Annotated in this window: 20 protein-coding genes; 11 read left to right on the plus strand and 9 right to left on the minus strand. The window is 62.9% G+C overall.

What is annotated here, in order from left to right; translation table 11 throughout:
- Both H2509_RS01690 and H2509_RS01695 read left to right on the plus strand, forming a co-directional pair.
- Positions 1-681, plus strand: a 681-nt coding sequence (locus H2509_RS01690; protein ID WP_235974607.1) for a methyl-accepting chemotaxis protein, incomplete at its 5' end; no start/stop codon positions are given.
- 477 nt (positions 682-1158) lie between these two features.
- Positions 1159-3429 (plus strand): methyl-accepting chemotaxis protein, encoded by a 2271-nt coding sequence (locus tag H2509_RS01695; RefSeq protein WP_209001743.1) that lies wholly within the window; start codon positions 1159-1161, stop codon positions 3427-3429.
- A 518-nt stretch (positions 3430-3947) separates the two neighbouring features.
- Here H2509_RS01695 and H2509_RS01700 read toward each other — a convergent pair.
- The 5 genes from H2509_RS01700 to H2509_RS01720 all read right to left on the minus strand — a co-directional run bounded on the left by H2509_RS01700 (position 3948) and on the right by H2509_RS01720 (position 9972).
- On the minus strand, positions 3948-4751 hold the full coding sequence (locus H2509_RS01700; RefSeq protein WP_182161664.1) for an FAD binding domain-containing protein: 804 nt from the start codon (positions 4749-4751) through the stop codon (positions 3948-3950).
- Positions 4752-4820: 69 nt separating this feature from the next.
- Positions 4821-7184, minus strand: coding sequence for a xanthine dehydrogenase family protein molybdopterin-binding subunit (locus H2509_RS01705; protein ID WP_182161666.1), 2364 nt, complete (start codon positions 7182-7184; stop codon positions 4821-4823).
- 153 nt (positions 7185-7337) lie between these two features.
- Positions 7338-7826, minus strand: a complete 489-nt coding sequence (locus tag H2509_RS01710) for a (2Fe-2S)-binding protein (RefSeq protein WP_182161668.1) — start codon at positions 7824-7826, stop codon at positions 7338-7340.
- 127 nt (positions 7827-7953) lie between these two features.
- Entirely contained in the window at positions 7954-8640 is a 687-nt protein-coding gene (locus tag H2509_RS01715; protein ID WP_182161670.1) for an SRPBCC family protein, read from the minus strand.
- A gap of 360 nt (positions 8641-9000) precedes the next feature.
- A complete protein-coding gene (locus H2509_RS01720) occupies positions 9001-9972 on the minus strand; it encodes a GAF domain-containing protein (RefSeq protein WP_182161672.1) in 972 nt (323 codons plus the stop codon).
- Positions 9973-10190: 218 nt separating this feature from the next.
- On the opposite strand from H2509_RS01720, the gene H2509_RS01725 reads away from it, so the two are divergent.
- The 7 genes from H2509_RS01725 to H2509_RS01755 all read left to right on the plus strand — a co-directional run bounded on the left by H2509_RS01725 (position 10191) and on the right by H2509_RS01755 (position 16733).
- Positions 10191-11165: a class I SAM-dependent methyltransferase gene (locus H2509_RS01725; protein ID WP_408022657.1), complete on the plus strand. Its 975-nt coding sequence runs from the start codon at positions 10191-10193 to the stop codon at positions 11163-11165.
- Entirely contained in the window at positions 11162-12004 is an 843-nt protein-coding gene (locus H2509_RS01730) for a TrmH family RNA methyltransferase (protein WP_182161676.1), read from the plus strand. The genes H2509_RS01725 and H2509_RS01730 overlap by 4 nt, the downstream gene beginning before the upstream one ends.
- Positions 12005-12012: 8 nt before the next feature.
- Positions 12013-12894, plus strand: a complete 882-nt coding sequence (locus tag H2509_RS01735; RefSeq protein ID WP_182161678.1) for an SDR family oxidoreductase — start codon at positions 12013-12015, stop codon at positions 12892-12894.
- A gap of 257 nt (positions 12895-13151) precedes the next feature.
- Positions 13152-13352 carry a cold-shock protein gene (locus H2509_RS01740; RefSeq protein ID WP_182161680.1) on the plus strand — a complete coding sequence of 67 codons (201 nt, stop codon included), beginning with the start codon at positions 13152-13154 and terminating at the stop codon, positions 13350-13352.
- 147 nt (positions 13353-13499) lie between these two features.
- On the plus strand, positions 13500-14267 hold the full coding sequence (locus H2509_RS01745) for a DeoR/GlpR family DNA-binding transcription regulator (RefSeq protein WP_182161682.1): 768 nt from the start codon (positions 13500-13502) through the stop codon (positions 14265-14267).
- A 162-nt stretch (positions 14268-14429) separates the two neighbouring features.
- A complete protein-coding gene (gene glpK / locus H2509_RS01750) occupies positions 14430-15926 on the plus strand; it encodes a glycerol kinase GlpK (protein ID WP_182161684.1) in 1497 nt (498 codons plus the stop codon).
- A gap of 144 nt (positions 15927-16070) precedes the next feature.
- On the plus strand, positions 16071-16733 hold the full coding sequence (locus H2509_RS01755; RefSeq protein ID WP_182161686.1) for a peroxiredoxin: 663 nt from the start codon (positions 16071-16073) through the stop codon (positions 16731-16733).
- Between the two features lie 120 nt (positions 16734-16853).
- Here the strand turns inward: H2509_RS01755 and lepA are convergent, their stop codons facing one another.
- The 4 genes from lepA to H2509_RS01775 form a co-directional block, all read right to left on the minus strand.
- Positions 16854-18659, minus strand: a complete 1806-nt coding sequence (gene lepA / locus H2509_RS01760; protein ID WP_182161688.1) for a translation elongation factor 4 — start codon at positions 18657-18659, stop codon at positions 16854-16856.
- Between the two features lie 144 nt (positions 18660-18803).
- Positions 18804-19799, minus strand: a complete 996-nt coding sequence (gene mepA, locus H2509_RS01765) for a penicillin-insensitive murein endopeptidase (protein WP_235974609.1) — start codon at positions 19797-19799, stop codon at positions 18804-18806.
- Positions 19800-19931: 132 nt separating this feature from the next.
- Positions 19932-20966 carry a patatin-like phospholipase family protein gene (locus H2509_RS01770; protein ID WP_182161690.1) on the minus strand — a complete coding sequence of 345 codons (1035 nt, stop codon included), beginning with the start codon at positions 20964-20966 and terminating at the stop codon, positions 19932-19934.
- A gap of 101 nt (positions 20967-21067) precedes the next feature.
- Complete coding sequence (locus H2509_RS01775) at positions 21068-21868, minus strand: alpha/beta hydrolase (protein ID WP_182161692.1); 801 nt, start codon at positions 21866-21868, stop codon at positions 21068-21070.
- 3 nt (positions 21869-21871) lie between these two features.
- On the opposite strand from H2509_RS01775, the gene H2509_RS01780 reads away from it, so the two are divergent.
- Both H2509_RS01780 and infC read left to right on the plus strand, forming a co-directional pair.
- The gene (locus tag H2509_RS01780) at positions 21872-23131 is read left to right on the plus strand and encodes a glycosyltransferase family 4 protein (RefSeq protein ID WP_182161694.1); all 1260 of its coding nucleotides are present in this window, start codon (positions 21872-21874) and stop codon (positions 23129-23131) included.
- Between the two features lie 222 nt (positions 23132-23353).
- Positions 23354-23896, plus strand: a complete 543-nt coding sequence (infC, locus tag H2509_RS01785) for a translation initiation factor IF-3 (protein ID WP_182161924.1) — start codon at positions 23354-23356, stop codon at positions 23894-23896.
- The last annotated feature ends 178 nt before the right edge of the window (positions 23897-24074 follow it).

The raw sequence follows: 24074 nt of genomic DNA on the forward strand, positions 1-24074 counted from the left end.
GAAGCCACGCAGAGCGTCGAAACCGTGGCCAGCGCCGCAGAAGAACTCTCCGCCTCCATTTCCGAAATCGCCCGCCAGATCGGCCAGACCATGAAGGTTGTCGATCAGGCCACCCGCGGTGCCCAGGCCACCAACGACAAGGTGGCGAGCCTGGCCGCAGCCGCAGGCAAGATCGGCGAGGTCGTCACCCTGATCCAGGCGATCGCCGAGCAGACCAACCTGCTGGCGCTGAACGCCACCATCGAGGCGGCCCGCGCCGGCGAAGCCGGCAAGGGCTTCGCGGTCGTGGCGGCCGAGGTGAAGGAACTCGCCAACCAGACCTCCAAGGCCACCGAGGAAATCGGCGCGCAGATCGCCGCCATCCAGGCCTCGACCCGCGACGCGGTGGAGGCGATCGCCGAGATCACCGAGACGATGGAGGAAGTCAACGGCTATACCTCCTCGATCGCCAGCGCGGTCGAGCAGCAGGGCGCGGCCACCAGCGACATCTCGCAAAGCGTGACGCAGGCTGCCCGCGGCACCGGTTCGGTCACCGCCAACATGACCGGCCTGTCCACCACGGTGGAGCAGACTTCGGCGGCCGCCGACGAGGTGCTGCGCGCCTCCGCCGACATGGCCTCCAAGACCGGTGCCCTGCGCGAGAAGATCGACGGCTTCCTCAAGGACGTCGCAGCAGCCTGATCAGACGGACGCGCCCGGGCTGTGAAACAGCCCGGGCGCGTCATTGTCCTCTAACGTTCATCCCCTTGATCGGGGAAGGAATTGTTCGATACTCTCAACCCTCAATACAACGATCGGCGCTCAATTCAATTACGATCGACTTCCAAATTAAACTTACCTTACGTAAATTTATATTTTTGGTGACGAGAAGAAATCCAAAGATCGCTCCCGGCACAAAGAATACTGGAAATCATCCCTCTGCCATTTACCAGTCCTTCACTTCACAGCCTTAAGGTGAACCTCGGAAGTGCCAGTTTGCCTGGGGGAGGAAGGATGTTCCGGGTCGTAAATTCAATCAATAACCTTCGGTTCTCTGCCAAGGTTGGCGGCGGCTTTGCTGCTGTCCTCCTGCTTACAGCGGCCGTTGGCGGTGCAGGAACATTAGCCATCCGCAGCCTGACCACGCAAATGGACGCCTCCGGCAAGGCGACCACCGTCATGGCGGATCTGCAGGCGGTTTCGGCAAAACGCGAAGCCTACCTCGGAAGCCCCGACCTACAGACCGCCGAGCAGCATGCGGAAGCGGCCAATACGTTGCTTTCGGAGCTCGAAAGCCTGAAGTCGATCGTCGGCTCGGACGCCGTCAAAGCCGCGGCCGTCAGCGATACACTGGATGCGGTCAACCGCCTTCAGAGCAACTTTACCGACGTCACGACGGTCATTTCACAACAGCAGAAGCTCGTCGAAAACCTTTCGCAGTCGGTGGCGAAGCTTGAGGGTATTGCGGTCAAACTCGACGAGCACGCCCAAAGCATCCGCGATACGGCGGAGCGGCGCGCGCGCCAGGCGGCAGACACACAGCGCGCGGCAAGCGAGATCGGCCGCACCATCGCAGACGCCAACGAACATGCCCTGACAGTGCAATACCTTTTCATCCAGGCCACGGCGACGACCGCAGGTAGCGCCATGGGCGAGGCCCTCGCAAAGGCCAAGGATCTGAACAAGATCACCGCGAAGCTTACGGGAAGCCATGTCGAGGGCATCAACCACGACGCCGTCGAACTTCTTGCCGAACAGGCCGCCAACCTGGAATCGCTGCTGGCGGAGCTGCTGGCCACAAAGGACTTCACCAAGGTTTACAGCCTGCGAGAGCAGGTGAAGACGGCGCTTGCCGATGTCAGCCAGTACACGAACCTCGTGCGTCAGGCCGCCTATCAGGCAATCCAGAAGGCGCAGACGCAGGAAGCCGAGGCGCGGGCCGAACTTGCGTCGGCGGCGGCCATGTCCGTCAATACGGATAACCTGACGCGCAAGGCACTGGAAGTGAAGGCGGCAACGCTTGAGATCATCGGCCGCACGAGCAACGCCAGCTCGACGACGGTTTACAGCCGGCTGACCGAACTTGAGCAGATCGCGCATCGCATGAAGGAAGATGCTGCCAATTTCAAGGAACTGTCGGAATCCGGCGATGTGATCATCGCCGAGGTTCTTGCCTATGAAGAAGCCTTCAATGCCATGATCGATAGCGGAGAGGCGCTGAAGGAAAAGCAGGCTCTGCTCTCCTCTCTCTCGGGCGAGGTAGGTGGCAAGATCGTCGATCTCGCAGCGACCCAGGCGCGGGAAGCGAACGCCCAGGGCCAAGCCTCGCTGTGGACGATCGGCGTCACTGTATTGGTTGCGATGGCGGCCGGCATCGCGCTTGCCGTGATCCTTTCCCTTGCCATCACCCGGCCGACCCGCAAGCTCACCGAGGTAATGCGCAGACTGGCGCAAGGCGACACGGACGTCGAGATCGCCGGCATCGAACGCAAGGACGAAATCGGCGACATGAGCCGCACGGTCCAGGTCTTCCGCGACAACGCCATTGAACGCGAGCGACTGCAGTCTGAACAGGCCCGCGAACAGGAAGCCCGCGACAGCCGGCAGGTTCATATCGAAAAACTGATCGCCGAATTCCGGGCGACCGTGCAAAGCCTGACCACGTCGGTCGGAGAAACCGCCGGCGGGCTCGAAGCCACCGCCCGTGCGCTCACGTCGATTGCCAGCGAAAGCGCCGACCGCGCCTCCGAAACGGCCATGGCGAGCGACGAGGCGACCGGCAATGTGGAAAGCGTTGCCAGCGCCGCAGAAGAACTCTCCGCCTCCATCTCCGAGATCGCCCGCCAGGTAGGGCAGACCACGGAAGTCGTGGCACGAGCCTCCGAAGGCACCCGCGCCACCAACGAAAAGGTGGGAAGCCTTGCTTCCGCCGCCGGCAAGATCGGCGAGGTCGTTACCCTGATCCAGGCGATTGCCGAACAGACCAACCTGCTGGCGCTGAACGCCACCATCGAGGCGGCCCGCGCAGGTGAAGCGGGCAAGGGCTTCGCGGTCGTGGCAGCCGAAGTCAAGGAACTCGCCAACCAGACCTCCAAGGCCACGGAGGAGATTGGCGCGCAGATCACAGCCATCCAGGCTTCCACGCGCGAAGCCGTCGAAGCGATCTCGGCCATCACGTCCACGATGTCGGAAGTCGACACCTATACCTCGGCCATAGCCAGCGCGGTCGAGCAGCAGGGTGCGGCGACGAACGAGATCTCAGGCAACGTCCAGCGCGCGGCGCAAGGCACCACCTCGGTCAGTTCCAACATGGCCGATCTGTCCCGGGCGGTGGCGCATACCAACGAGTCCGCCGACCAGGTGCTCGCAGCCTCCGGCGCGGTTGGCGAAAAGACGCAGCAGCTTGCCCGAGAAATCGATCGCTTCCTGCAACAGGTCGCTGCCGCCTGATCGGACAAGGATCGCGAACCGGAACGAGGCCTGCGCGGGCATCCCCCGCGCAGGCTTTTTTTTAAAGCTCCGCCCGGAGCGGATAGCAGGAACCTTCGGCCGCCTCTCAGGATCACAGAAGCCAAAAAGAAAGTCGGCCTGCGCCTAATGCATGCGGCCTTGCAAGCGGAATTCGGCAGATTGTCTTTTACGATTAGAAATCAGCAGGTAACTGCAGGAACAACTCCGCCCTTCGCCGAAAGTTGCGCTGCATAAGCGCCACAGTGCGCCCGCTTGGGCGCCGTCGTTTCATCCTCGCAACCGCCCCCCCACACGCACGAACGACACGGCCCAGCGCACGGAAGAGGCGGAGCATTGGACCAAGACGTTTCGCACACGATCCAAAGTCTGCGTTCTGCCGTCGACGACTTCCTGACGCGCGTCGCATCTGCCGGAGACAGAATGAAAATAAGAAAGAGCGGCGGGAGACTTTCTCCCGCCGCTCCACCGATTTACCGGAGTAGATTGCCTGCCGTCGTTCAACCGGCGGCGGCAACCGCGCGTTTGGCCATGACGGTCAGCAGATTGGCACGATAGGCGGCCGAGCCATGGATATCGGCAAGCAGGTCTCCGTCCGAAACCTTGACACCGGCAACCGCGTCGGCTGACCAGTTGGAGCCGAGAGCCTGTTCCATCGCGCCGATGCGGAAGACGCCGCCCTGGCCCGCTCCTGTCGCCGCAACACGAACCGAACCGTCTCCCAGCTTGGCCACGAAGACGCCCGCCATGGCATAGCGCGAAGCGGGGTTCGGATACTTGGCGTAAGCCGACTTCTCCGCCTTCGGGAAGACAACGGCAGTGACGATTTCATCCTCCCCGAGTGCCGTCTCGAACAGAGCAGTGAAGAAGTCGTCCGCAGCGATCTCACGCTTGTTGGTGACGACGGTCGCCCCCAACGCCAGCAAAGCTGCAGGATAGTCTGCCGCCGGATCATTGTTGGCGATCGACCCGCCAAGCGTTCCCATATGCCGCACATGAGGATCGCCGATTCCGCCGGCGAGGGTCGCCACGCCCGGCAGCTGACGCTTCACGATGTCTGACGACGCAACCTCGGCATGGGTAACAGCGGCGCCAATGCGCACGCCGCCCGACGGCGTTTCGGTGATGCCCTTCAAATCCTCGATATGGCGCAGGTCGATGACGTCGGAGGGAGCGGCAAGCCGCTGCTTCATCGTCGGAATCAGGGTCTGGCCTCCGGCAAGAAGCTTGGCCTCATCGGACTTGGCCAGAAGCGAGCCGGCTTCGGCCAGCGTCTTCGGTCGATGATAGGTGGTCTCGTACATGGAAAGAGTTCCCGTTTATCTCGGCTGAACCTGGCGGCGCCGGATATCTCTCCGGCGCCCGTTGTCTCGTCATTCGGCGGCCGCGGGCATCTTCGCAGCCTGGATCGCACGCCAGACTTTCTCCGGCGTCGCAGGCATGTCGATCTCGTTGGTGCCGATCGCGTTGGTGATCGCGTTGATGACCGCCGGTGGCGAACCGATGGCGCCTGCCTCGCCGCAACCCTTCATGCCGAGCGGGTTGCCGGGGCACAACGTTTCCGTCGTCGTCAACTTGTATGAGGGCACATCGTCGGCGCGCGGCATGCAGTAATCCATGTAGGACGCCGTGAGCAGCTGGCCGCTTTCATCGTAGGAGGCGTTTTCCAGCAGCGCCTGGCCGATGCCTTGCGTCAGGCCGCCATGGACCTGCCCCTCGACGATCATCGGATTGATGATCTTGCCGAAGTCGTCCGCGGCTACGAAGTTGACGATCTCCGTCCGGCCCGTGTCCGGGTCAATCTCCACCTCGCAGACATAGGTACCAGCCGGGAAGGTGAAGTTGGTCGGGTCGTAGAAGGCCCCCTCCTTCAGGCCCGGCTCCATGCCTGCCGGCAGGTTGTGGGCCGTATAGGCGGCAAGCGCCACCTGGAAGAAAGGCAGCGACTTGTCAGTGCCGGCGACCTTGAGTTCGCCGCCCTCGATGACGATGTCGCCCTCGGCAGCCTCCATCAAGTGGGCGGCGATTTTCTTGGCCTTTGCCTCGACCTTGTCCAGCGCCTTGACCACCGCCGACATGCCAACCGCACCCGAGCGCGAACCGTATGTGCCCATGCCGAACTGCACCTTGTCCGTATCGCCATGCACAATCGACACGCTGTCGGTCGGCACACCGAAGCGGTCGGCGATAAGCTGGGCAAAGGTCGTCTCATGGCCTTGGCCGTGGCTGTGCGAGCCCGTCAGCACTTCGATCGTGCCGACCGGATTGACGCGCACTTCCGCCGACTCCCACAGGCCCACACCGGCCCCCAGTGAGCCAACAGCCTGCGAAGGCGCGATGCCGCAAGCCTCGATATAGGAGGAGAAGCCGATTCCGCGCAGCTTGCCGCGCTTGGCCGCCTCCGCCTTGCGCGTCCCAAAGCCTGCATAGTCGGCAGCCTTCATCGCCGCATCGAGCGAGGCTTCGTAGTCGCCGGCGTCGTAGCACATGATCACCGGCGTCTGGTGCGGGAAGGAGCGAATGAAATTTTTACGGCGGAATTCGGCCGGATCCATGCCGACCTCGCGCGCCGCCGTCTCCATCATGCGCTCCACCACATAGGTGGCTTCCGGACGCCCCGCGCCGCGATAGGCATCAACCGGCGTGGTGTTGGTGTAGACCGTCTTCACGTTGCAGTGGATCGCCGGGATGTCGTACTGGCCCGACAGCAGCGTGGCATAGAGATACGTCGGCACCGAGGAGGAGAACAGCGACATGTAGGCGCCGAGATTGGCGACCGTCTTGACGCGCAGGCCGATGATCTTGTTGTGCTCGTCGAGCGCCATTTCCGCTTCGGTGTGGTGGTCGCGGCCATGGGCGTCGGTGAGAAAGGCCTCGGTGCGGTCGGCCACCCACTTGACCGGCCGGCCGGTTCGCTTGGACGCCCACAGGCAGACCATTTCTTCCGGATAAATGTAGATCTTCGAGCCGAAGCCGCCGCCGACATCCGGCGCAATCACGCGAAGCTTGTGCTCCGGCGCGATATTGTAGAAGGCCGACAATACGAGACGGGCGACATGCGGGTTCTGGGAGGTCGTCCAGAGCGTGTAGTGCTCCTCCGCCTCGTCATAGGCCGCAAGGGCCGCGCGCGGCTCCATCGCGTTCGGGACCAGGCGGTTGTTGAAGATCTCCATTCGCGTGACGTGTTTCGCGCGGGCGAAAGCCTCGTTCGTGGCCGTCTCGTCGCCGATCTCCCAGTCGTAGATGAGATTACCCTCGGCTTCCGGATGAAGCTGCGGCGCGCCTTCCTTCATCGCGTCGATCGCGTCGACGACGGCCGGCAGTTCCTCGTAGTCCACCATCACCGCTTCTGCCGCATCGCGGGCCTGGGCGGCCGTATCGGCCACCACCACGGCAACCGCCTGGCCGACATGGCGTACCCGCTCCGCCTCCAGGGCGCGCCAGGCGCCCATCTTCATCGGCGTGCCGTCCTTGGAATGGATCATCCAGCCGCAGATGAGGTTGCCAACGCCGTCGCCGACAAGCTGGTCGCCAGTCAAGACGGCGGTGACACCCGGCATGTCGGCTGCCGCCGACGTGTCGATCGACTTGATCGCCGCATGGGCATGCGGCGAGCGCACGAAGGCGGCAAAGCCCATGCCCGGCGCCGTCATGTCGTCCGTATACCTGCCCTTTCCGGTGATGAAACGGCGGTCTTCCTTGCGCAGAACCCGCGCACCGATACCCTCAGCTCCCATAGGTCTCTCTCCCTGACCAACCGGACCAGTGCCTCAGCGGGCATGGTCTAACGGCCGGTCCCCATAGAAAATGTCAGATCAAACGAAACCATTCCTCTTCCTGAACCATCCCGGCTGTTGCTCTTCTTGTTGCCGGGCCTTTCAGGGGGAGGCTTATTCGGCTGCCTGTGCCATGCCGCGCATCGTGTCGGAGGCGGCTTTGATCGCCTTGACGATGTTGTGGTAGCCGGTGCAGCGGCAGATATTGCCGTCCAGTTCCTTGCGGATCGTCTCCTCGTCGAGACCAGCCGGATAGCGGTTGATCATGTCGACAGCCGCCATGATCATGCCCGGCGTGCAGAACCCGCATTGCAGGCCGTGGTGCTCACGAAAAGCCGCCTGAACCGGATGAAGCGCGCCATCCTGAGCAAGCCCTTCGATGGTCGTCACCTGCGCGCCGTCCGCCTGGGCGGCGAGCATGGTGCAGGACTTTACGGCCTTGCCGTCCACGTGCACGACACAGGCGCCGCACTGCGAGGTGTCGCAACCCACATGCGTGCCTGTCAGCCCTGCAGTTTCGCGCAGGAACTGCACGAGCAGCGTCCGGTCCTCGATTGCGGCCGAGCGTTTCTTTCCGTTCACCGTGATGGTGACAGTCGCCATTCCTACCTCCCTCATCACAGGCCGGGTACCGAGAGGTCCCGGCGTTTGATTGCAAATCCCTGATAGTAATAGATGAATCCGATGAAACATCCATGGCGCGCCAATGCCGGAGCGCCGCATTTTCTCCCTAGCTGGCGAGTGCAAGCACGACGATGATCGCAGCCAGCGCGATCATGCCCCAGACGAGCGGTCCGCCGAACGCCCCCTTGGCGGCGGCTTCCTCCACACGTTCCTCTGCCTTGTGCACGGCATCGCCGACCGTGTGTTCCACCTTCTCGGCAAAGGTGCCGACATCCTCGGCCAGATGCTCGTTGGCGATCGACTGCGCTTCCTCGATGACGCCGGGGTCTGGCTCAGCCGTTTCGGCCGCCGCCTCGCTGCCGACTATATCGCGGAAATTCCCGAAGAACTCATCGGCCATCTTGCGCGCGGTGGAATCGATCAGCCGCGAACCGAGCTGAGCGAGCTTGCCGCCGACCTGCGCCTTCACGTCGTAGCGCAGGATGGTTTCCGCGCCATCTTCGGCAAGATGAACATCGGCCGAGCCTTTCGCGAAACCGGCGACGCCGCCCTTGCCTTCCCCGACAATACGATAGCTCTGCGGCGGCACGATATCCTGCAGCGTGACCTCGCCCTTGAACTTGGCCTTGACCGGTCCGATCTTGGCGGTCACCTCCGCATTCATTTCGGTATCGGACGTCTTTTCCAGCGTCTCGCAGCCCGGAATGCAAGCCTTCAGCACCTGCGGGTCGTTCAGCGCCTCCCATACGCGCTGGCGCGGCGCGGCGATCCGATACTCGCCCGTCATATCCATGGAGCTATCGACCTCTCGTTCTTTTGTGCCGACTCCCAAAGCGGCGCGTTGCGCCGGATACGGAATGCGGCTTTCGCAATTCTCCCATTGCTTTCCAATACATTGTCGAAGCGCAGGGCGCATGACAAGCGCATGGGAAAAGAAAAAGCCCAAGGCCTGCAATGCGGTATTGCAGCAACGGCGGGCAAGACCCTTCCCCTCATTCCGAAGAGTGCCAAGCCGGAGCCGGGATGAAAAGAGGCGCTCCGATTTTGCGCCCGTCAAGTGTCTCAAGGCTGAGACAGTTGATGAACGGCACGCATCTTCAGACGATCCTTCGCGGGAGCCGGCGGCCTGCGCCCCACAAATCTCTGCGTCGCCTCACACCTCGATCCCGTGTCTTTGGATACGGCGATACATGGTCGCGCGACTGATCCCCAGGTCGCGCGCCGCGGCCGCAACATTGCCGCGGCTGTGCCTCAGCGCCCGAACGATCTCCGATCTCTCGGCGCGCGTCTTCCCGCTACTGGATTCAGCGCCCCTCAGATAATCGCGAAGGGGCGGCGTTTGCCGCAACTTCTCCTCGCTGATATCGAGTGCCCGTCTCGCTTGCCGGGTCGCGCCGACCACGAGATCGTCGTCATCGACCGCAAGAAGCGAAGCGCCCGCCATCCCGTGTCCGTCTGCGACGATGATCCGCTCATTGCGATAGGCGGCGCGGAAAAGATCGCTTTCAACCGCCCGCGCACTTTCGGTCACCAGCGCTCCGAGTACCTGGGCGAAGGATCGGGAAAGATCGCGCCGGCAACTCGAAACGTCGAGAACGGCGGCCATCTCGCCCTTGTGGTCGAAAATTGGCGCGCCCATGCAGCTCATGGCGATGTTCTGCTCGCTGAAATGCTGGTTCTGGTAGATCACCACCGGGCGCTTTTCGGCTACGCAGGTGCCGATGCCGTTAGTCCCTTCGGTCGCCTCGCTCCATACCGCACCCGCACTCAGCCCCCATTCGCTGAACGTGCGCTCGTCTCCGGCATTGGCGTTCGTTTGCAGAATAAGCCCGTCGGCATCCGTAAGCACGACACAGCAGCCGCCATCTCCGGCCGTCGCAAACAACCGCCGCAGCGTTGGCGCGGCGACTTCGAGAAGCTCGCCGTTGCGTGCCCGCGCCCTCCCCAGTTCCCGCGCCTCCACGCGCGCCGTCCGGCGCGGCGACGCGGGGTTGAGCCCGTGATAGATCATCGACCTGCGCCAGGAAGCCGCGACGATCGAGCGGGTCGCACTGGCGCTCTCGCGTACCATGGTCTCGACCAGATCCGCATGACGGCGAACGCCCATATGAGCCGGCAGCACCATCTATTCCTCCCAATACATGAGCGCCATAGCTGCGTCTTTTCCCGAAGCCGACCAGACCTTCCCCTCGAAGTCAAAAGATTTCGCACGCGGCGCCCCTGCGCAATTCGGATGACGCCCTTCAAAAGAATTGCCCGCTTCACGGGCGCATTCATTGACCATTGGCTCAAGCGGGCCTAATGGCATTGCGATCGATCGACCCGCAAGAAACGAGCATTCCCGTGACGGACGCCGCAAAGGCCCAGGACGCCCTCGCCCCGGATATCCCAGCATCCGCCCCTCGCGGCAAGCCTCCGGCGGAGCGCTGGCCGGTCATTCTGGAGACTTCCGGTTGGCAGGACTATGCGCTGCTCGACATGGGGCACGGCCGCAAACTGGAGCGCTACGGCAAGATTACGCTGGTACGTCCCGAGCCGCAGGCGATGGGCGCCCCCCGCCTCTCCGAAGCTCGCTGGGAGGCCGCCGACGCCGTCTTCACCGGCGACGTGGAAGAGGAAGGCCCCGGACGCTGGCGCTTCTCGCGTGACCTGCCCGAGACATGGCCGATGAGCTACGACGGCGTGAAATATCTCGGCCGCTTCATGTCCTTCCGCCATGTCGGCGTCTTTCCCGAACAGGTCGCCCATTGGGACTGGATCACGGGCGTGATCCGCCGCGAAAAACGCCCGCTCAAGGTGCTGAACCTCTTCGGTTACACGGGCCTTGCCTCCCTGCTGCCGGCTCTTGCCGGTGCCGAAGTCACCCACATCGACGCCTCGAAGAAGGCGATCGGCTGGGCCCGCGAGAACCAGTCGCTCTCCGGCCTCGACCATCTGCCGATCCGCTGGATCTGCGAGGACGCGACCAAATTCGTCCAGCGGGAAGTGCGCCGCGGCAGCACCTATGACGGCATCATTCTCGACCCCCCGAAATACGGGCGCGGCCCGAAGGGCGAAGTCTGGGATCTCTACACCAGCCTGCCGGGCATGCTCGCCGACCTCGAAAAGCTCCTGGCGCCCGACGCGCGTTTCATGATCCTCACCGCCTATGCGATCCGCTCCAGCTTCATCGCCACGCATGAGCTGATGGCCGAGGCGCTTGGCAAGCGTGGCGGATTGCTGGAATCCGGCGAACTCGTCATCCGCGAGCAGAGGCAGGGTGCGGCCAGGTCGCGAGCCCTTTCAACTTCCCTTTTCAGCCGCTGGAGTGCCGCATGAGCGCGCATGGCTCCGACCGACCGCGCGTCGGCACGGTCAAGCAGATCACCTCGCATTCCAACCCGATCGTCAAGGAGATCAAGGGGCTGGTGGGCCAGCGCAAGCATCGCGCCCAGTCCGGCCTTTTCGTCGGCGAGGGACTGAAACTTGCAACCGATGCCCTCGATGCGGGCTGGGGCGTGCGCTATCTCGCGATCGGGCCCGAGGCGCGGGAAAACCCGCACGCCCAGCAGGCCGCCGCACGCGCCAAGGCGCGCGGGGCGATGATCCTCGAAATCTCCACCGCGGTGCTTGCCAACATCACCCGGCGCGACAACCCGCAGATGGTGGTCGGCGTCTTCGAGCAGAAGCTGCTTGAGCCGGCGGCGATCCGCCCGGCCGACGCGCAGGTCTGGATCGCTCTCGATCACGTCCGCGATCCCGGAAATCTCGGCACCATCATCCGCACCGCCGACGCCGTCGGCGCCAGCGGCGTGATGCTGGTCGGCGAGACAACCGATCCCTTTGCCGTCGAAACGGTGCGCGCGACGATGGGTTCGCTCTTCCACGTACCGCTTGTGAAAATGAGCCGTGATGCCTTTAAGGCATTCGCGCGAAACTGGCCGGGCACCGTCGTCGGCACTCACTTGAAGGGCAGCCGGGACTACCGCGAAGTTGCCTACAAGGCCCCGACACTCCTTCTCATGGGCAATGAACAGGCCGGCCTGCCGGATGACATGGCGGATACCTGCACCGAGCTTGTGCGTATTCCGCAGGCCGGCCAGGCCGACAGCCTGAACCTTGCCGTCGCGACCGCCGTCATGCTCTTCGAGATCCAGCGCCCGAACCTGAAACTCTGACCACGGCCATGTCCAGCTCCCGCCTCTTCATCTTCGGTCTCGGCTATTCCTCGCGCGCTTTCGTCGAAGAGGTGAAGGATCGCTTCGACTGGATCGGCGGCACGACACGTTCGGCCGACAAGGCGGCCGCACTCAGGCCGCGCGGCATCGAACCTTTCATCTTCGACGGCGCTACGACCGAAAGTCCGGATCCGGCAATCGCGGAGGCCCTCGCCTCGGCAACCCACATCCTCCTGTCGATCGCCCCGGATGAGCGTGGCGACCCGGTCTTGCGTCTCTATTCCGATGCAATTGCAGCCTCCCGCCCCCGATGGATCGGATATCTGTCGACAGTCGGCGTCTATGGCGATCATGATGGCGGCTGGGTCGATGAGGAAACGGTCCTCAAGCCAGTTTCGCGGCGCTCGGTCCTGCGCGCCGCCGCCGAGCAGTCCTGGCTCGATTTCGCCGGCGCCCGGTTGCTCGATCTGATGATCTTCCGCCTTGCCGGCATCTACGGCCCCGGGCGCAACGCTCTCGTCAATCTGGAAGCCGGGACGGCGCGCCGCCTCGTCAAGCCGGGACAGGTCTTCAACCGCATCCACGTTGCCGACATTGCCGGCGCTCTTGCCGCCTCACTTCGCGATCCATCAAGGCGCATTTACAATGTCTGCGACGACGAGCCTTCGCCTCCTCAGGATGTCGTCGCCTATGCGGCAGGGCTCCTCGGAATCGAGCCGCCACCGGAAGTGGCGTTCGAGGATGCCGACCTTTCCCCAATGGCCCGCTCCTTTTACGGCGAGAACAAGCGCGTCTCGAACTGCCGGCTCAAGTCGGACCTCGGATACACTTTCCGATTTCCAACCTATCGCGAGGCGCTTGACGCCCTCCATCGCGATGGCTGGCGCTGATTTTCGCCAGATCAATCGATCAAGGGTTGCAGAATCCCGCCTCCCCTTGAATAGTTGAATCTACACCCCATATAGTAAACGCAAAGTCCGATGTGCGACGACCCGCCGGAATGCTTTTTCATTCCGGGTTTTTTGTGCGGGTCGACCGGACTGGTTCACGTTTTCCGAACAATCGGCGAGGCGGACCGGAAGCGGACGTCATCAAACCGACTCGGAATCCGTGTTTGATACGCATTTGACAAAAACAAGGAAAAACAATGCAGCATGGAAACGTAAAATGGTTCGACGCCGTCCAGGGGATCGGCATGATCGAACCGGATCAGGGCGAGGATGTCCTCGTCGCCATGGATGTCGTCCGCAAGGCCGGACGTCGCACGCTTCGGGAGGGCCAGCTTGTGGCCTATGATCTCGCCTATACCAACGGCCGACAGGTCGCGGCGGATCTGCGTGTACTCTAAAAAAGCCATCCGATGGCTTGAGATGGAAAGGGCGGTTTGACCGCCCTTTTGCATTTCTGGCGGCGAAACAGCATTTTGCGGCTGCCAATCAGAAATTTCCGTGGCTATTCTGTCTCCCGTCCTTTCGAGAGATAATTAGACACCTCAATGATATCGGCCCGCCACGGCATCATCCTCGACATTGCCCGACAGTTCGGTCGCGTCACCGTGGAGGAGCTTGCCGCGCGTTTCGAAGTTACGCCACAGACGATTCGCAAGGACCTGAACGACCTGTGCGACCGGAATCTGCTTGCGCGCGTGCACGGCGGCGCAGTCCTTTCTACCGCCATTCACAATGTCGGTTACGAGGCTCGCCGCACGCTGGCTGAAGCCGAGAAGGCAGAGATAGGCCGGGCGGCGGCGGCGCTCATTCCCAATTCGGCCTCGCTCTTCATAAATATCGGCACGACGACGGAGGCGGTCGCCCGCGCGCTCGTTCATCACGCCAACCTGATGGTCGTCACCAACAACATCAACGTCGCCAATATCCTGCGTCCGTGCCAGTCGATCGAAGTGGTGATCGCCGGCGGCCTCGTTCGCCCCGCCGATGGCGGCATCGTGGGCGAGGCGGCGGTTGACTTCATCCGCCAGTTCCGCGTGGACTTCGCCATCATCGGCACCTCGGCCATCGACGAGGACGGCGCGCTGCTCGATTTTGACTTTCGCGAGGTCAAGGTGGCGCAGGCGATCATCGAGAACGCCCGCAGTTCGATCCTTGTCGCCGACTCTTCAAAATTCGATCGCGCCGCACCGGTCCGCATGGCCCATCTTGCGCAGATCGACACCTTCGTCACCGATCGCTGCGACAGCGACAGGATCAGGCAGATTGCAACGGAAAACGACGTGCATTTGATAGAGACGGGCAAAGCCGGTTAGGTTCAGCACGCCCGCCTGATTTTCGATTGACGACGAAATACCTTCGTATGAAATTCAGTCGCGACCGAAACAAAAGAAAGCGAAAGCCGGGAGGAGAGGCGTGCGCTTGCCAGTCCGGCGGATTTACCGCCGTCCTTGTAAGTCACTCGCCCCATGGGGATCATGAGCGGAACCATACTTGCAATCGATCAGGGCACCACGTCGAGCCGGGCCATCCTCTTTGACGAAAGCTTCCGCCCGACAGCAGTCGCCCAGCAGGAATTTACCCAGCATTTCCCCCGCTCCGGATGGGTGGAGCATGAGGCCGAGGACCTTTGGACCTCGACGGTTGCGGTATGCCGGGAAGCGATTGAAAAGTCGGGACAACCGCTCTCGAACATCGCTGCCGTCGGCATCACCAACCAACGCGAAACCACGGTCGTCTGGAACCGGCATACGGGCAAGGCGGTCCATCGCGCCATTGTCTGGCAGGACCGGCGCACCGCCGACCTCTGCGCAAGGCTCAGGGCCGAAGGCCATGAGGCGATGGTTACCGCCAGAACCGGTCTGCTGCTCGATCCCTATTTCTCCGGCACCAAGCTCGCCTGGATCCTCGACAATGTGGAAGGCGCAAGGGCGAGCGCCGATGCCGGCGACCTCCTGTTCGGAACGGTGGACACATGGCTGATCTGGCGGCTGACGGGCGGCCGGGTGCACGCCACCGACGCCACCAATGCCGCGCGGACCCTCCTCTACAACATCATCGAAAACCGCTGGGACGACGACCTGTGCCGTCTCCTGGGCATACCGATGTCAATGCTGCCGGACGTCAGGGATTCCTCTGCCGATTTCGGTATGACGGAAGTCGAGGTCTTTGGCACGCCATTGCCCATCCTTGGCGTGGCGGGCGACCAGCAGGCCGCCACGGTGGGCCAGGCCTGTTTCGAGCCCGGCATGGTGAAGTCGACCTATGGCACCGGCTGCTTCGCGCTGATCAACACCGGCAAGACGCCGGTCGCTTCGCAGAACCGGCTGCTCTCGACTATCGCCTATCGTCTCGACGGCCAGACGACATACGCACTGGAAGGCTCGATCTTCGTCGCCGGCAGCGCGGTGCAGTGGCTGCGCGACGGGCTGAAGATCATCTCTAACGCCGCCGAGACGCAGGCGCTTGCTGCATCGGCAGCCGAGGAGAACCGACTTTACCTCGTGCCGGCCTTCGTCGGCCTTGGCGCGCCCCATTGGGACCCGGATGCGCGCGGCGCGATCTTCGGCCTGACGAGGGCGAGCGGTCCGGCAGACTTCGCCCGCGCCGCCCTTGAAAGCGTCGGCTATCAGACGCTCGATCTTATCGATGCGATGCATGCGGATTGGAGTGGTGACGCTAGGACAGCCACGATCCTGCGCGTCGACGGCGGCATGACGGCTTCCGACTGGACGATGCAGTTTCTGGCCGACATCCTGGGTGCCCCCGTCGACCGGCCTCAGGTGCTGGAGACGACCGCTCTCGGCGCCGCCTGGCTTGCTGCGCGTAAGGCGGGTGTGTGGCCGGACATGGCCGAATTCGCTTCCAGATGGCGGCTCGACCGCCGCTTCGAACCGCAAATGGCGGCTTCGACACGCGCACAGCTTGTCGAAGGCTGGAGGGAAGCCGTACGCCGCACGAAATCCGCAGCGTGACAACACGCCCCAGATTTGATGTCGTAACGGCATCTTGGCCCTGTTAGTCTGTCCCTCGGCAGGGAAAACCATCTGCCCGTGGGTTTTCCGGATGTGCTCCGGCTTCTCCGGAAGACTGCATGATATGAGGGAGCCAGTATTGTCATGACCATGTTACGTATCGGCAGCATCGCGCCCGATTTCGAGGCGGAGACGACGCAGGGCCGCATCCGCTTTCACGAATGGCTCGGCGATTCCTGGGGCATACTTTTCTCCCATCCCAAAGACTACACGCCGGTCTGTACCACCGAACTGGGCTACATGGCCCGCATCAAGCCTGAATTCGAGAAGCGCAACGTCAAGATCATCGGCCTTTCCGTCGACCCGGTCGACAATCATGCGGGCTGGGCGAAAGACATCGAAGAGACGCAGGGCACCGCCCCAAACTATCCGATGATCGGCGACCCGGAACTGAAGGTTGCCAAGCTCTACGGCATGCTGCCGGAAGAGGCAGGCTCGACGTCCGCCGGCCGCACGCCGGCCGACAACCAGACCGTGCGCACGGTCTTCGTCATCGGTCCCGACAAGACCATCAAGTTGATGCTGATCTATCCAATGACCACGGGCCGTAATTTCGACGAGGTGCTGCGCGTCATCGACGCCATGCAACTCACCTCGAAGCACAAGGTGGCGACGCCTGCCAACTGGCGGCCGGGCGGCGACGTGATTATCGCCGGTTCGGTATCGGACGACGAAGCGAAAACGCTGTTTCCGGGTGGCTGGAAGGCGCCGAAACCCTATCTGAGGATCGTGCCGCAGCCGAAGTGAGCGATGCTGAGGTGAGCGGGCTTCGGCTACTTGCCGGGCGATGACGGCAAGCCCGGGCGCCTTATGGGTGCCCGGGTGTGGTCCGGGCGCAACCAGGATTATTAGGGCAAGAAGGGAAGCTCACTCATCCATCTTGAGCGCCTTGATGAAGGCCTCCTGGGGAATCTCGACCTTGCCGAACTGCCGCATGCGCTTCTTGCCTTCCTTCTGCTTTTCCAGAAGCTTGCGCTTGCGGGTGGCGTCGCCGCCGTAGCATTTGGCCGTCACGTCCTTGCGCAGCGCCGCGATCGTCTCGCGCGCGATCACCCGGGCTCCGATCGCCGCCTGGATCGGGATCTTGAACATGTGCCGGGGAATCAGGTCCTTGAGCTTCTCGCACATGGCGCGGCCGCGACGTTCCGCCTGGGACCGGTGAACGAGGACCGAGAGCGCATCGACCGGTTCGGCATTGACGAGGATCGACATCTTGACGAGGTCGCCCTCCCGGTAATCCGACAGGTGATAGTCGAAGGAGGCATAGCCCTTCGAGATCGACTTGAGCCGGTCATAGAAGTCGAACACCACCTCGTTGAGCGGCAGGTCATAGGTGACCATGGCGCGCGAGCCGACATAGTTGAGATCGACCTGAATGCCGCGCCGCTCCTGGCAGAGGGTGAGGATCGAGCCGAGATAGTCGTCTGGCGTCAGGATCGTCGCCCGAATCCACGGCTCCTCGATGGAGGCGATCTTGACCACGTCCGGCATGTCGGCCGGGTTGTGCAGTTCCTTGACGGAGCCGTCCGTCATGTTCATCCGATAGACCACCGACGGCGCGGTGGCGATCAGATCGAGATCGAATTCGCGCTCCAGCCGCTCCTGAATGATCTCCAGGTGAAGAAGTCCGAGGAAGCCGCAGCGAAAGCCGAAGCCGAGCGCCGCCGACGTCTCCATCTCGAAGGAGAAGGAGGCATCGTTGAGCCGGAGCTTACCCATGGCGGCGCGCAGGTCTTCGAAATCCGCCGCATCGACCGGGAAGAGTCCGCAGAACACCACCGGTTGGGCCGGCTTGAAGCCCGGTAGCGCTTCGGCGCAGGACTTGCGGTCGTCGGTGATCGTGTCGCCGACGCGCGTATCGGCCACTTCCTTGATGGAAGCCGTCAGCACGCCGATCTCGCCCGGGCCGAGTTCGTCGACAGCGAGGAACTTGGGGGTCATGACGCCGACGCGGTCGATCTCGTAGACCGCACCGGTGCCCATCATCTTGACCTTCTGGCCCTTTTTCAGCCGCCCGTCGATGATGCGCACCAGCACCATGACGCCGAGATAGGCATCGTACCAGCTGTCCACCAGCAGCGCTTTCAGCGGCGCGTTCAAATCGCCCTTGGGCGCCGGCAGGCGGGTGACGATCGCCTCCAGCACTTGGTCGACGCCAAGGCCGGTCTTGGCCGAGATAAGCACCGCGTCCGACGCATCGAGGCCAATCACGTCCTCAATCTGCTCCTTGATGCGGTCCGGCTCGGCCGCGGGCAGGTCGACCTTGTTCAGGACCGAAACGATCTCGTGATTGTTGTCGATCGCCTGGTAAACGTTGGCAAGTGTCTGCGCCTCGACGCCCTGCGACGCGTCGACGACCAGGAGCGAGCCCTCGCAGGCGGCCAGCGAACGCGACACCTCATAGGCGAAGTCGACATGGCCCGGCGTGTCGATGAGGTTCAGCTTGTACTGCTTGCCGTCCTTGGCGTTGTAGATCAGGCGTACGGTCTGCGCCTTGATGGTGATGCCGCGCTCACGCTCGATATCCATCGAGTCGAGCACCTGCTCCTTCATTTCGCGCTCCGTCAGCGTGCCCGTCATCTGGATCAGACGATCGGCAAGCGTCGACTTGCCGTGGTCGATATGCGCCACGATGGAGAAGTTGCGGATGTTGGAAATCGGTTCGGTCGTCATGCGCGCCCGTTTAGCATTGGCCCTCACGCGCGCAAAGGGAATAACGCTCGGGATTTACGAAAATTGGCTGCATTTGGCGATGACTGCGTCGGGACAGATGTCCCGGTCGCAAGATCGGGAACGAAGCAGGAGTTCCGGAACCTCTCACTCCGCCACAAGCACCTGCGTGCACTCCTTCGGCAGCGCGGCGAGTTGCAGCGGCGGTTTCGGCTTCGTGGGTTTGGCGTTCTTCTTGGGCACCCACGGCTCGTCGGACAGCCACCAGGTCAGCTCGGAGCCGCAACCGTCACCCGCCGGCGGCGCATTTTGATCCTTGCAGCCGGCGCTGCCGGGCGGACATTCCATGCGGACATGGAAATGGTAATGGTGCCCCCACCAGGGTCGGACCTTCCTCAGCCAGGAGCGGTCGGCTCTCTCGAAGCGGCACAGCGCCTGCTTGATGCCGGGATGCACGAAGATCCGGGCAACGCGCTTGTCTTGCGCGGCACGGCGGATTAGCCGTGCGCGACTGTCAGTCCATTTCTTCGGGTCGACGCCGCGATCTGCACCCTTCTTTTCCGAATTTCCCTTCAGCATCGAGACGGCCTCGATTGTCTCGCGCTCCTGGTAGGTCAGCTCGCGGTTTGGCATCGGCGTAAGCCAGATATCCGCGTCGAGCCCTACCTGATGGCTTGAATGGCCGGAAGTCATCGGCCCGCCGCGCGGCTGCGCCAGGTCGCCGACCAGCAAACCGTTCCAGCCAAGCGCCGGCGCGTCATTTGCGAGATCTTCCATGAAATCGATGAGTTCGGGATGCCCCCAGTTGCGGTTGCGGGAGAGGCGCATGACCTGCCAGGTCGGACCGTTCACCGGAAGCGCTTGCCCGCCTGCAAGACAACCGCGCGCATAGGAGCCGATCGAACGGGCGGCAAGCGGCGCCGGCTCACGCATGGCGCCGAAAAGGTCCTTGGCGACTGCGTTCGGCCTCGCGGCGATCTTCTTTGGAGCGCCGGCACTGGCGGGCGGAATTGGCGCGGTCTTCAGCGGGACGGCAGCGGCCGTCGATCCCGGCTTGGCTTCCGGCAGCGGAGCGGCAATAGCTCCCTGCACCGAAACCATCAGGCAGGCCAGTCCGGTCAGGACCATCATGCGCCGCAACATACCGCCTCCAATTCCCGACTTGCCGGACGAGCCTATGCCGCCTCCCGTCAATGGTGGGTTAACCAAGAAACGTGACGGCAGTCGGGCGCCCAATCACAAGGCCCGATTACAAGGCCCGGTCAGAAGGCCCGATTACAGGGGGCGCGCCTCGAGCCTTTCGGCAAGCGAATCGAGCAGCAGCGTATTGTCGCGGATGATCCGGTCCGCAACGCCATTGAGCTCGATGATGTTGCCCGGGCGGGTGTTATCGAGAGCGGCGGCGGATTTCGGGATCACGCCGTCGAGGCGGATGTAATCCACCTCGCCGAATTCCGAGAACAGCCATTCCGCCTGATAGGCGGCGGTCGTGGCCTGTCCGTGCATCAGGATCGAGATCAGGGGGTGATCGTTCTTCGGCGAAAGCCAGCCGAGCGAGCCCCAGTTCGCGGCCTCGTGGAAGCTGTAGCCCCGCTCCATGCGCTGGCCGGCGCCAAGCGACAGGATGACGATGTCCTTCGCCTCCCAGCCCAGCTTGCGGGCTTCGATATAGGCGGAAATCACCGGATTGCTCATGAAGACGCCACCATCGACCAGAACCTCCTCCTTGCCGGTCGTGAGGTTCTCCACGCGCGCCGGCTCGAAATAGGTCGGCGCCGCGGTCGTAGCGCGTACGGCTTGCCAGAAATAATAGTCGTCCTCCGCATCGCCATCGCGATTGCGGCCATTGGTCATGAAAGTCGCCTTGCGCGCCCCGATGTCATAGGCGGTAAGGACGATGCCGGTGAGCGCCGAGGCAAGCGAAGTCCAGCCGAGTCGCTCCTTGAGGATACGCTCGAGCGGCCTTTCGTCGTAGCGCTCGTCAAAGAGGCTGAGAGGGCTGCTGAAAAGCTTTGCGAGAAAGCCCCGACGGGCAAAAACCTCGCGGGCGTCGACCTCGAAAAACTTCCGCAATTCGTCGATCGTGGCGGCCGGCATTCCGGACATGTCGTCCGGCTTCGGCGCGGCAAGCCCCGCGGCGATGATGCCGCCGCTCGACGTCGCCGTGATCAGGTCGAAATAACGATGAAGCGGCTCGGTCTTGCCGCGCGCCTTGAGGCGGCTTTCGATCGTTTCGAGGATGCGCAGCGGAATGAGCCCGCGCACGCCGCCCCCGTCGATCGCCAGTATGAAATGCTTGCGCGCATCCATGCCGCCCCCTCCTTAAAATTCGTGTCCTGCAATTGGTGCCAAGCGTTCAAGCAAATTGCGACAAAGCGATGACCGAAAAGGTTTATTTGCGATAGCCGCTATCAGGCTTCCCTTTCGGCAAGATCGGATACCGCCCGGATCAGGCGGGCAATATCCTCCTCGCGCGACAGGCGGTGATCGCCGTCCTTGATCAGGGTCAGAACCACGTCGTCGCTGGCCAGCGCCTCTGCAAGACGGACTGCATAGCGCCACGGTACGGAATCGTCCTGCTGCCCCTGCAGGATGGTTACCGGGCAACCCGTTTCGACCGGCTTGTCGAGAAGCAGGTTGCCACGCCCGTCCTCGATGAGCTTGCGCGTGATCACATAGGGATCTTCGGAGTAGTCCGACGGCCGCTCGTAACGCCCGGTCTCCATGATCGTGCGGCGGATTTCGTCGGTGAACTCATGCTTCCACATCAGTTCCTCGGTGAAATCGGGCGCCGGCGCGATCAGCACCATGCCCGCAATCCGACTTGCATCGCGGCCGCCAGCCTTCAGGTGGGCGCGGGCGAGCAGCAGCGCGATCCAGCCGCCCATGGACGAGCCGATGACTATGGTCGGTTCCTTGCAAAAGCGGTTGAAGACGGCAAGCGCCTCCTCCGCCCAGCGCGAGATGGTGCCGTCCTCGAAATCGCCGCCGGAAACGCCGTGCCCTGAATAGTCGAAGCGGGTTGCAGGACGCCCCTGCGCGACCGCCCATTCGGCGACCGCTTCCGCCTTGGTTCCCGCCATGTCGGACTTGAACCCGGAGAGCCAGAATATACCGGGAGCCTTGCCTCGACCGTCCCGGCGCAGGACGGCGATCTCGCGCCTTTCGCTGTCTTCGCCGACGGTGATGAATTGCGGTTCCTGCGCGCTCATACTATGCCTCCACAATCTCAGACTTCCGATTTGGCACAGCCGACGCCGCGAGGAAAGCCGCCCTTGGCCAGACGCACCATCCTGCAGATCATTCCGGAATTGGAAACGGGCGGCGCGGAACGCACCACGGTCGATATCGCCCGCGCGCTCGTCCAGCGCGGCGACCGGGCGATCGTATTGTCCGAGGGCGGCCGGCTGGTTGGCGAACTCAAGGAGGTCGGCGCCGATCACATCGTCTTTCCGGCTGCGGCCAAGGCCCCCTGGACGATCCTCGCCAACGCCTGGCGGATCGCCAGGCTGATCCGCCGCGAAGGCGTCGACATCATTCACGCACGGTCGCGCGCGCCGGCCTGGTCGGCGCTGATTGCAGCTCGCCTGACCAGAATCCCCTTCGTCACCACCTATCACGGCATCTACAATCAGAAATCCCGGCTCAAGGCGCTCTATAATTCCGTCATGGCGCGCGGAGACAGGGTGATCGCCAACTCGCACTATACGGCGCGGCTCATCCGCGAACGCCATCCTTTCGTCGCGGACCGTATCAACGTCATCCATCGCGGCTCGGACCTGGCAGCCTACGACAAGGGCTCCATCAACGAAGAACGAGCCGATTGCCTCAGGAAGGCGTGGGGGCTGGCATCGGACACTCCGGTCATCCTCAACGTCGCCCGCCTGACGCCCTGGAAGGGCCAGCGCATCCTCATCGACGCCCTTGTCCAGCTGAAATCGGCTGGCAATGATCAATGGACCGCGGTCCTGGCGGGCAGTCATCAGGGCCGGGAGGATTACCGCGCCGATTTGGAGGAACGCATCCGCACGAGCGGGTTGTTCGGCAAGGTGCGCCTCGTCGGTCATTGCGACGATGTCGCCGCAGCACTTGCGCTTGCAAGCGTCGCTGTCGTTGCATCAATAGAACCGGAGGCCTTCGGACGCGCCGCGGTCGAAGCGCAGGCGGCGGGCGTTCCGGTCATCGTCACCGACCTCGGTGCGGCCCCTGAAACGGTCCTTTGCCCGCCCGACGTTCCCGAGGATCAACGCACCGGCTGGCGCGTACCACCGGGCGATGCGGCGGCGCTCGCGCGCACGCTCGGTTTCGTATTGGGCCTTGGCGGAACCGGCCGGCAACTGCTCGCGGAATCCGCCCGCAGCCACGTCCATGCTCATTTCTCGGTCGAGGCCATGTGCACGGCCACATTGAACGTCTACGACCGGTTGCCCGGCCGAAGCGGCTCGTTCAAGCGTACGATGCAGGTTGACGGTTGACTTTGCGGCGGTTTCGCTTGATTTTCATGACACAGTTCCGCTTGAGACTTGGCTTCCTCGGCGCTTCGCGTACGGGGGCTTTCTCTTATGGATGGCCCTGGCGGGGTCGGATCATGAGAGAAAGGGCCCAGCACGCTCCGGCGGACTATTGATGTCGGTGTGCCTGGTGCTCCGGATGCCGGCAGATTGAATTTATCGGAAACCATAGAGGAGATAGCGACCATTCGCCGTCCATTTCGTGCCCCGCCTCCGACCAAGGAAGGCCCCCGCACCAACGAAGAGATCCGCGTTCGCGAAGTTCAGCTGATCGATCACGAAGGCCAGAACCGCGGCACCGTGCCTACGGAAGAGGCCATGGCGATTGCAGTGGAAGCAGGTCTCGATCTTGTCGAGATCGCTCCGAACTCGGTACCGCCTGTCTGCAAGATCCTCGATTACGGCCGGTTCAAGTACCAGTCGCAGAAGAAGGCGGCGGAAGCCCGCAAGAAGCAGAAGACCGTCGAGATCAAGGAAATCAAGATGCGTCCGAACATCGACACCCATGATTATGAGGTGAAGATGCGGAGCATGAAGCGTTTCTTCGACGAAGGCGACAAGGTGAAGGTCACGCTTCGCTTCCGCGGCCGCGAAATGGCACACCAGGATCTCGGCATGGCGCTCCTTAACAAGGTTCGCGACGAGACGCAGGACATCGCCAAGGTGGAATCCCACCCCAAGCTCGAAGGTCGGCAGATGGTGATGGTGCTCGCGCCGATCGCGCGCTGATACGCCGCTTCATCAGGTTGGCGAACCGTTCAAGGCCCGGCACACACGCCGGGCCTTTTCATTAGCGCCGCTTGCATTTGAGATTGCCCGCCGCTATAACGCCGCGTCCCGAGCCGCCCGGCTTTGCGGGATCTCTGGCCTGTGCCGGAACGCCTGCATTCAACGGGCATGCCGCGGC

Origin of the sequence: Stappia albiluteola (assembly GCF_014050225.1) — a bacterium.
GTDB classification, from domain to species: Bacteria; Pseudomonadota; Alphaproteobacteria; order Rhizobiales; family Stappiaceae; genus Hongsoonwoonella; species Hongsoonwoonella albiluteola.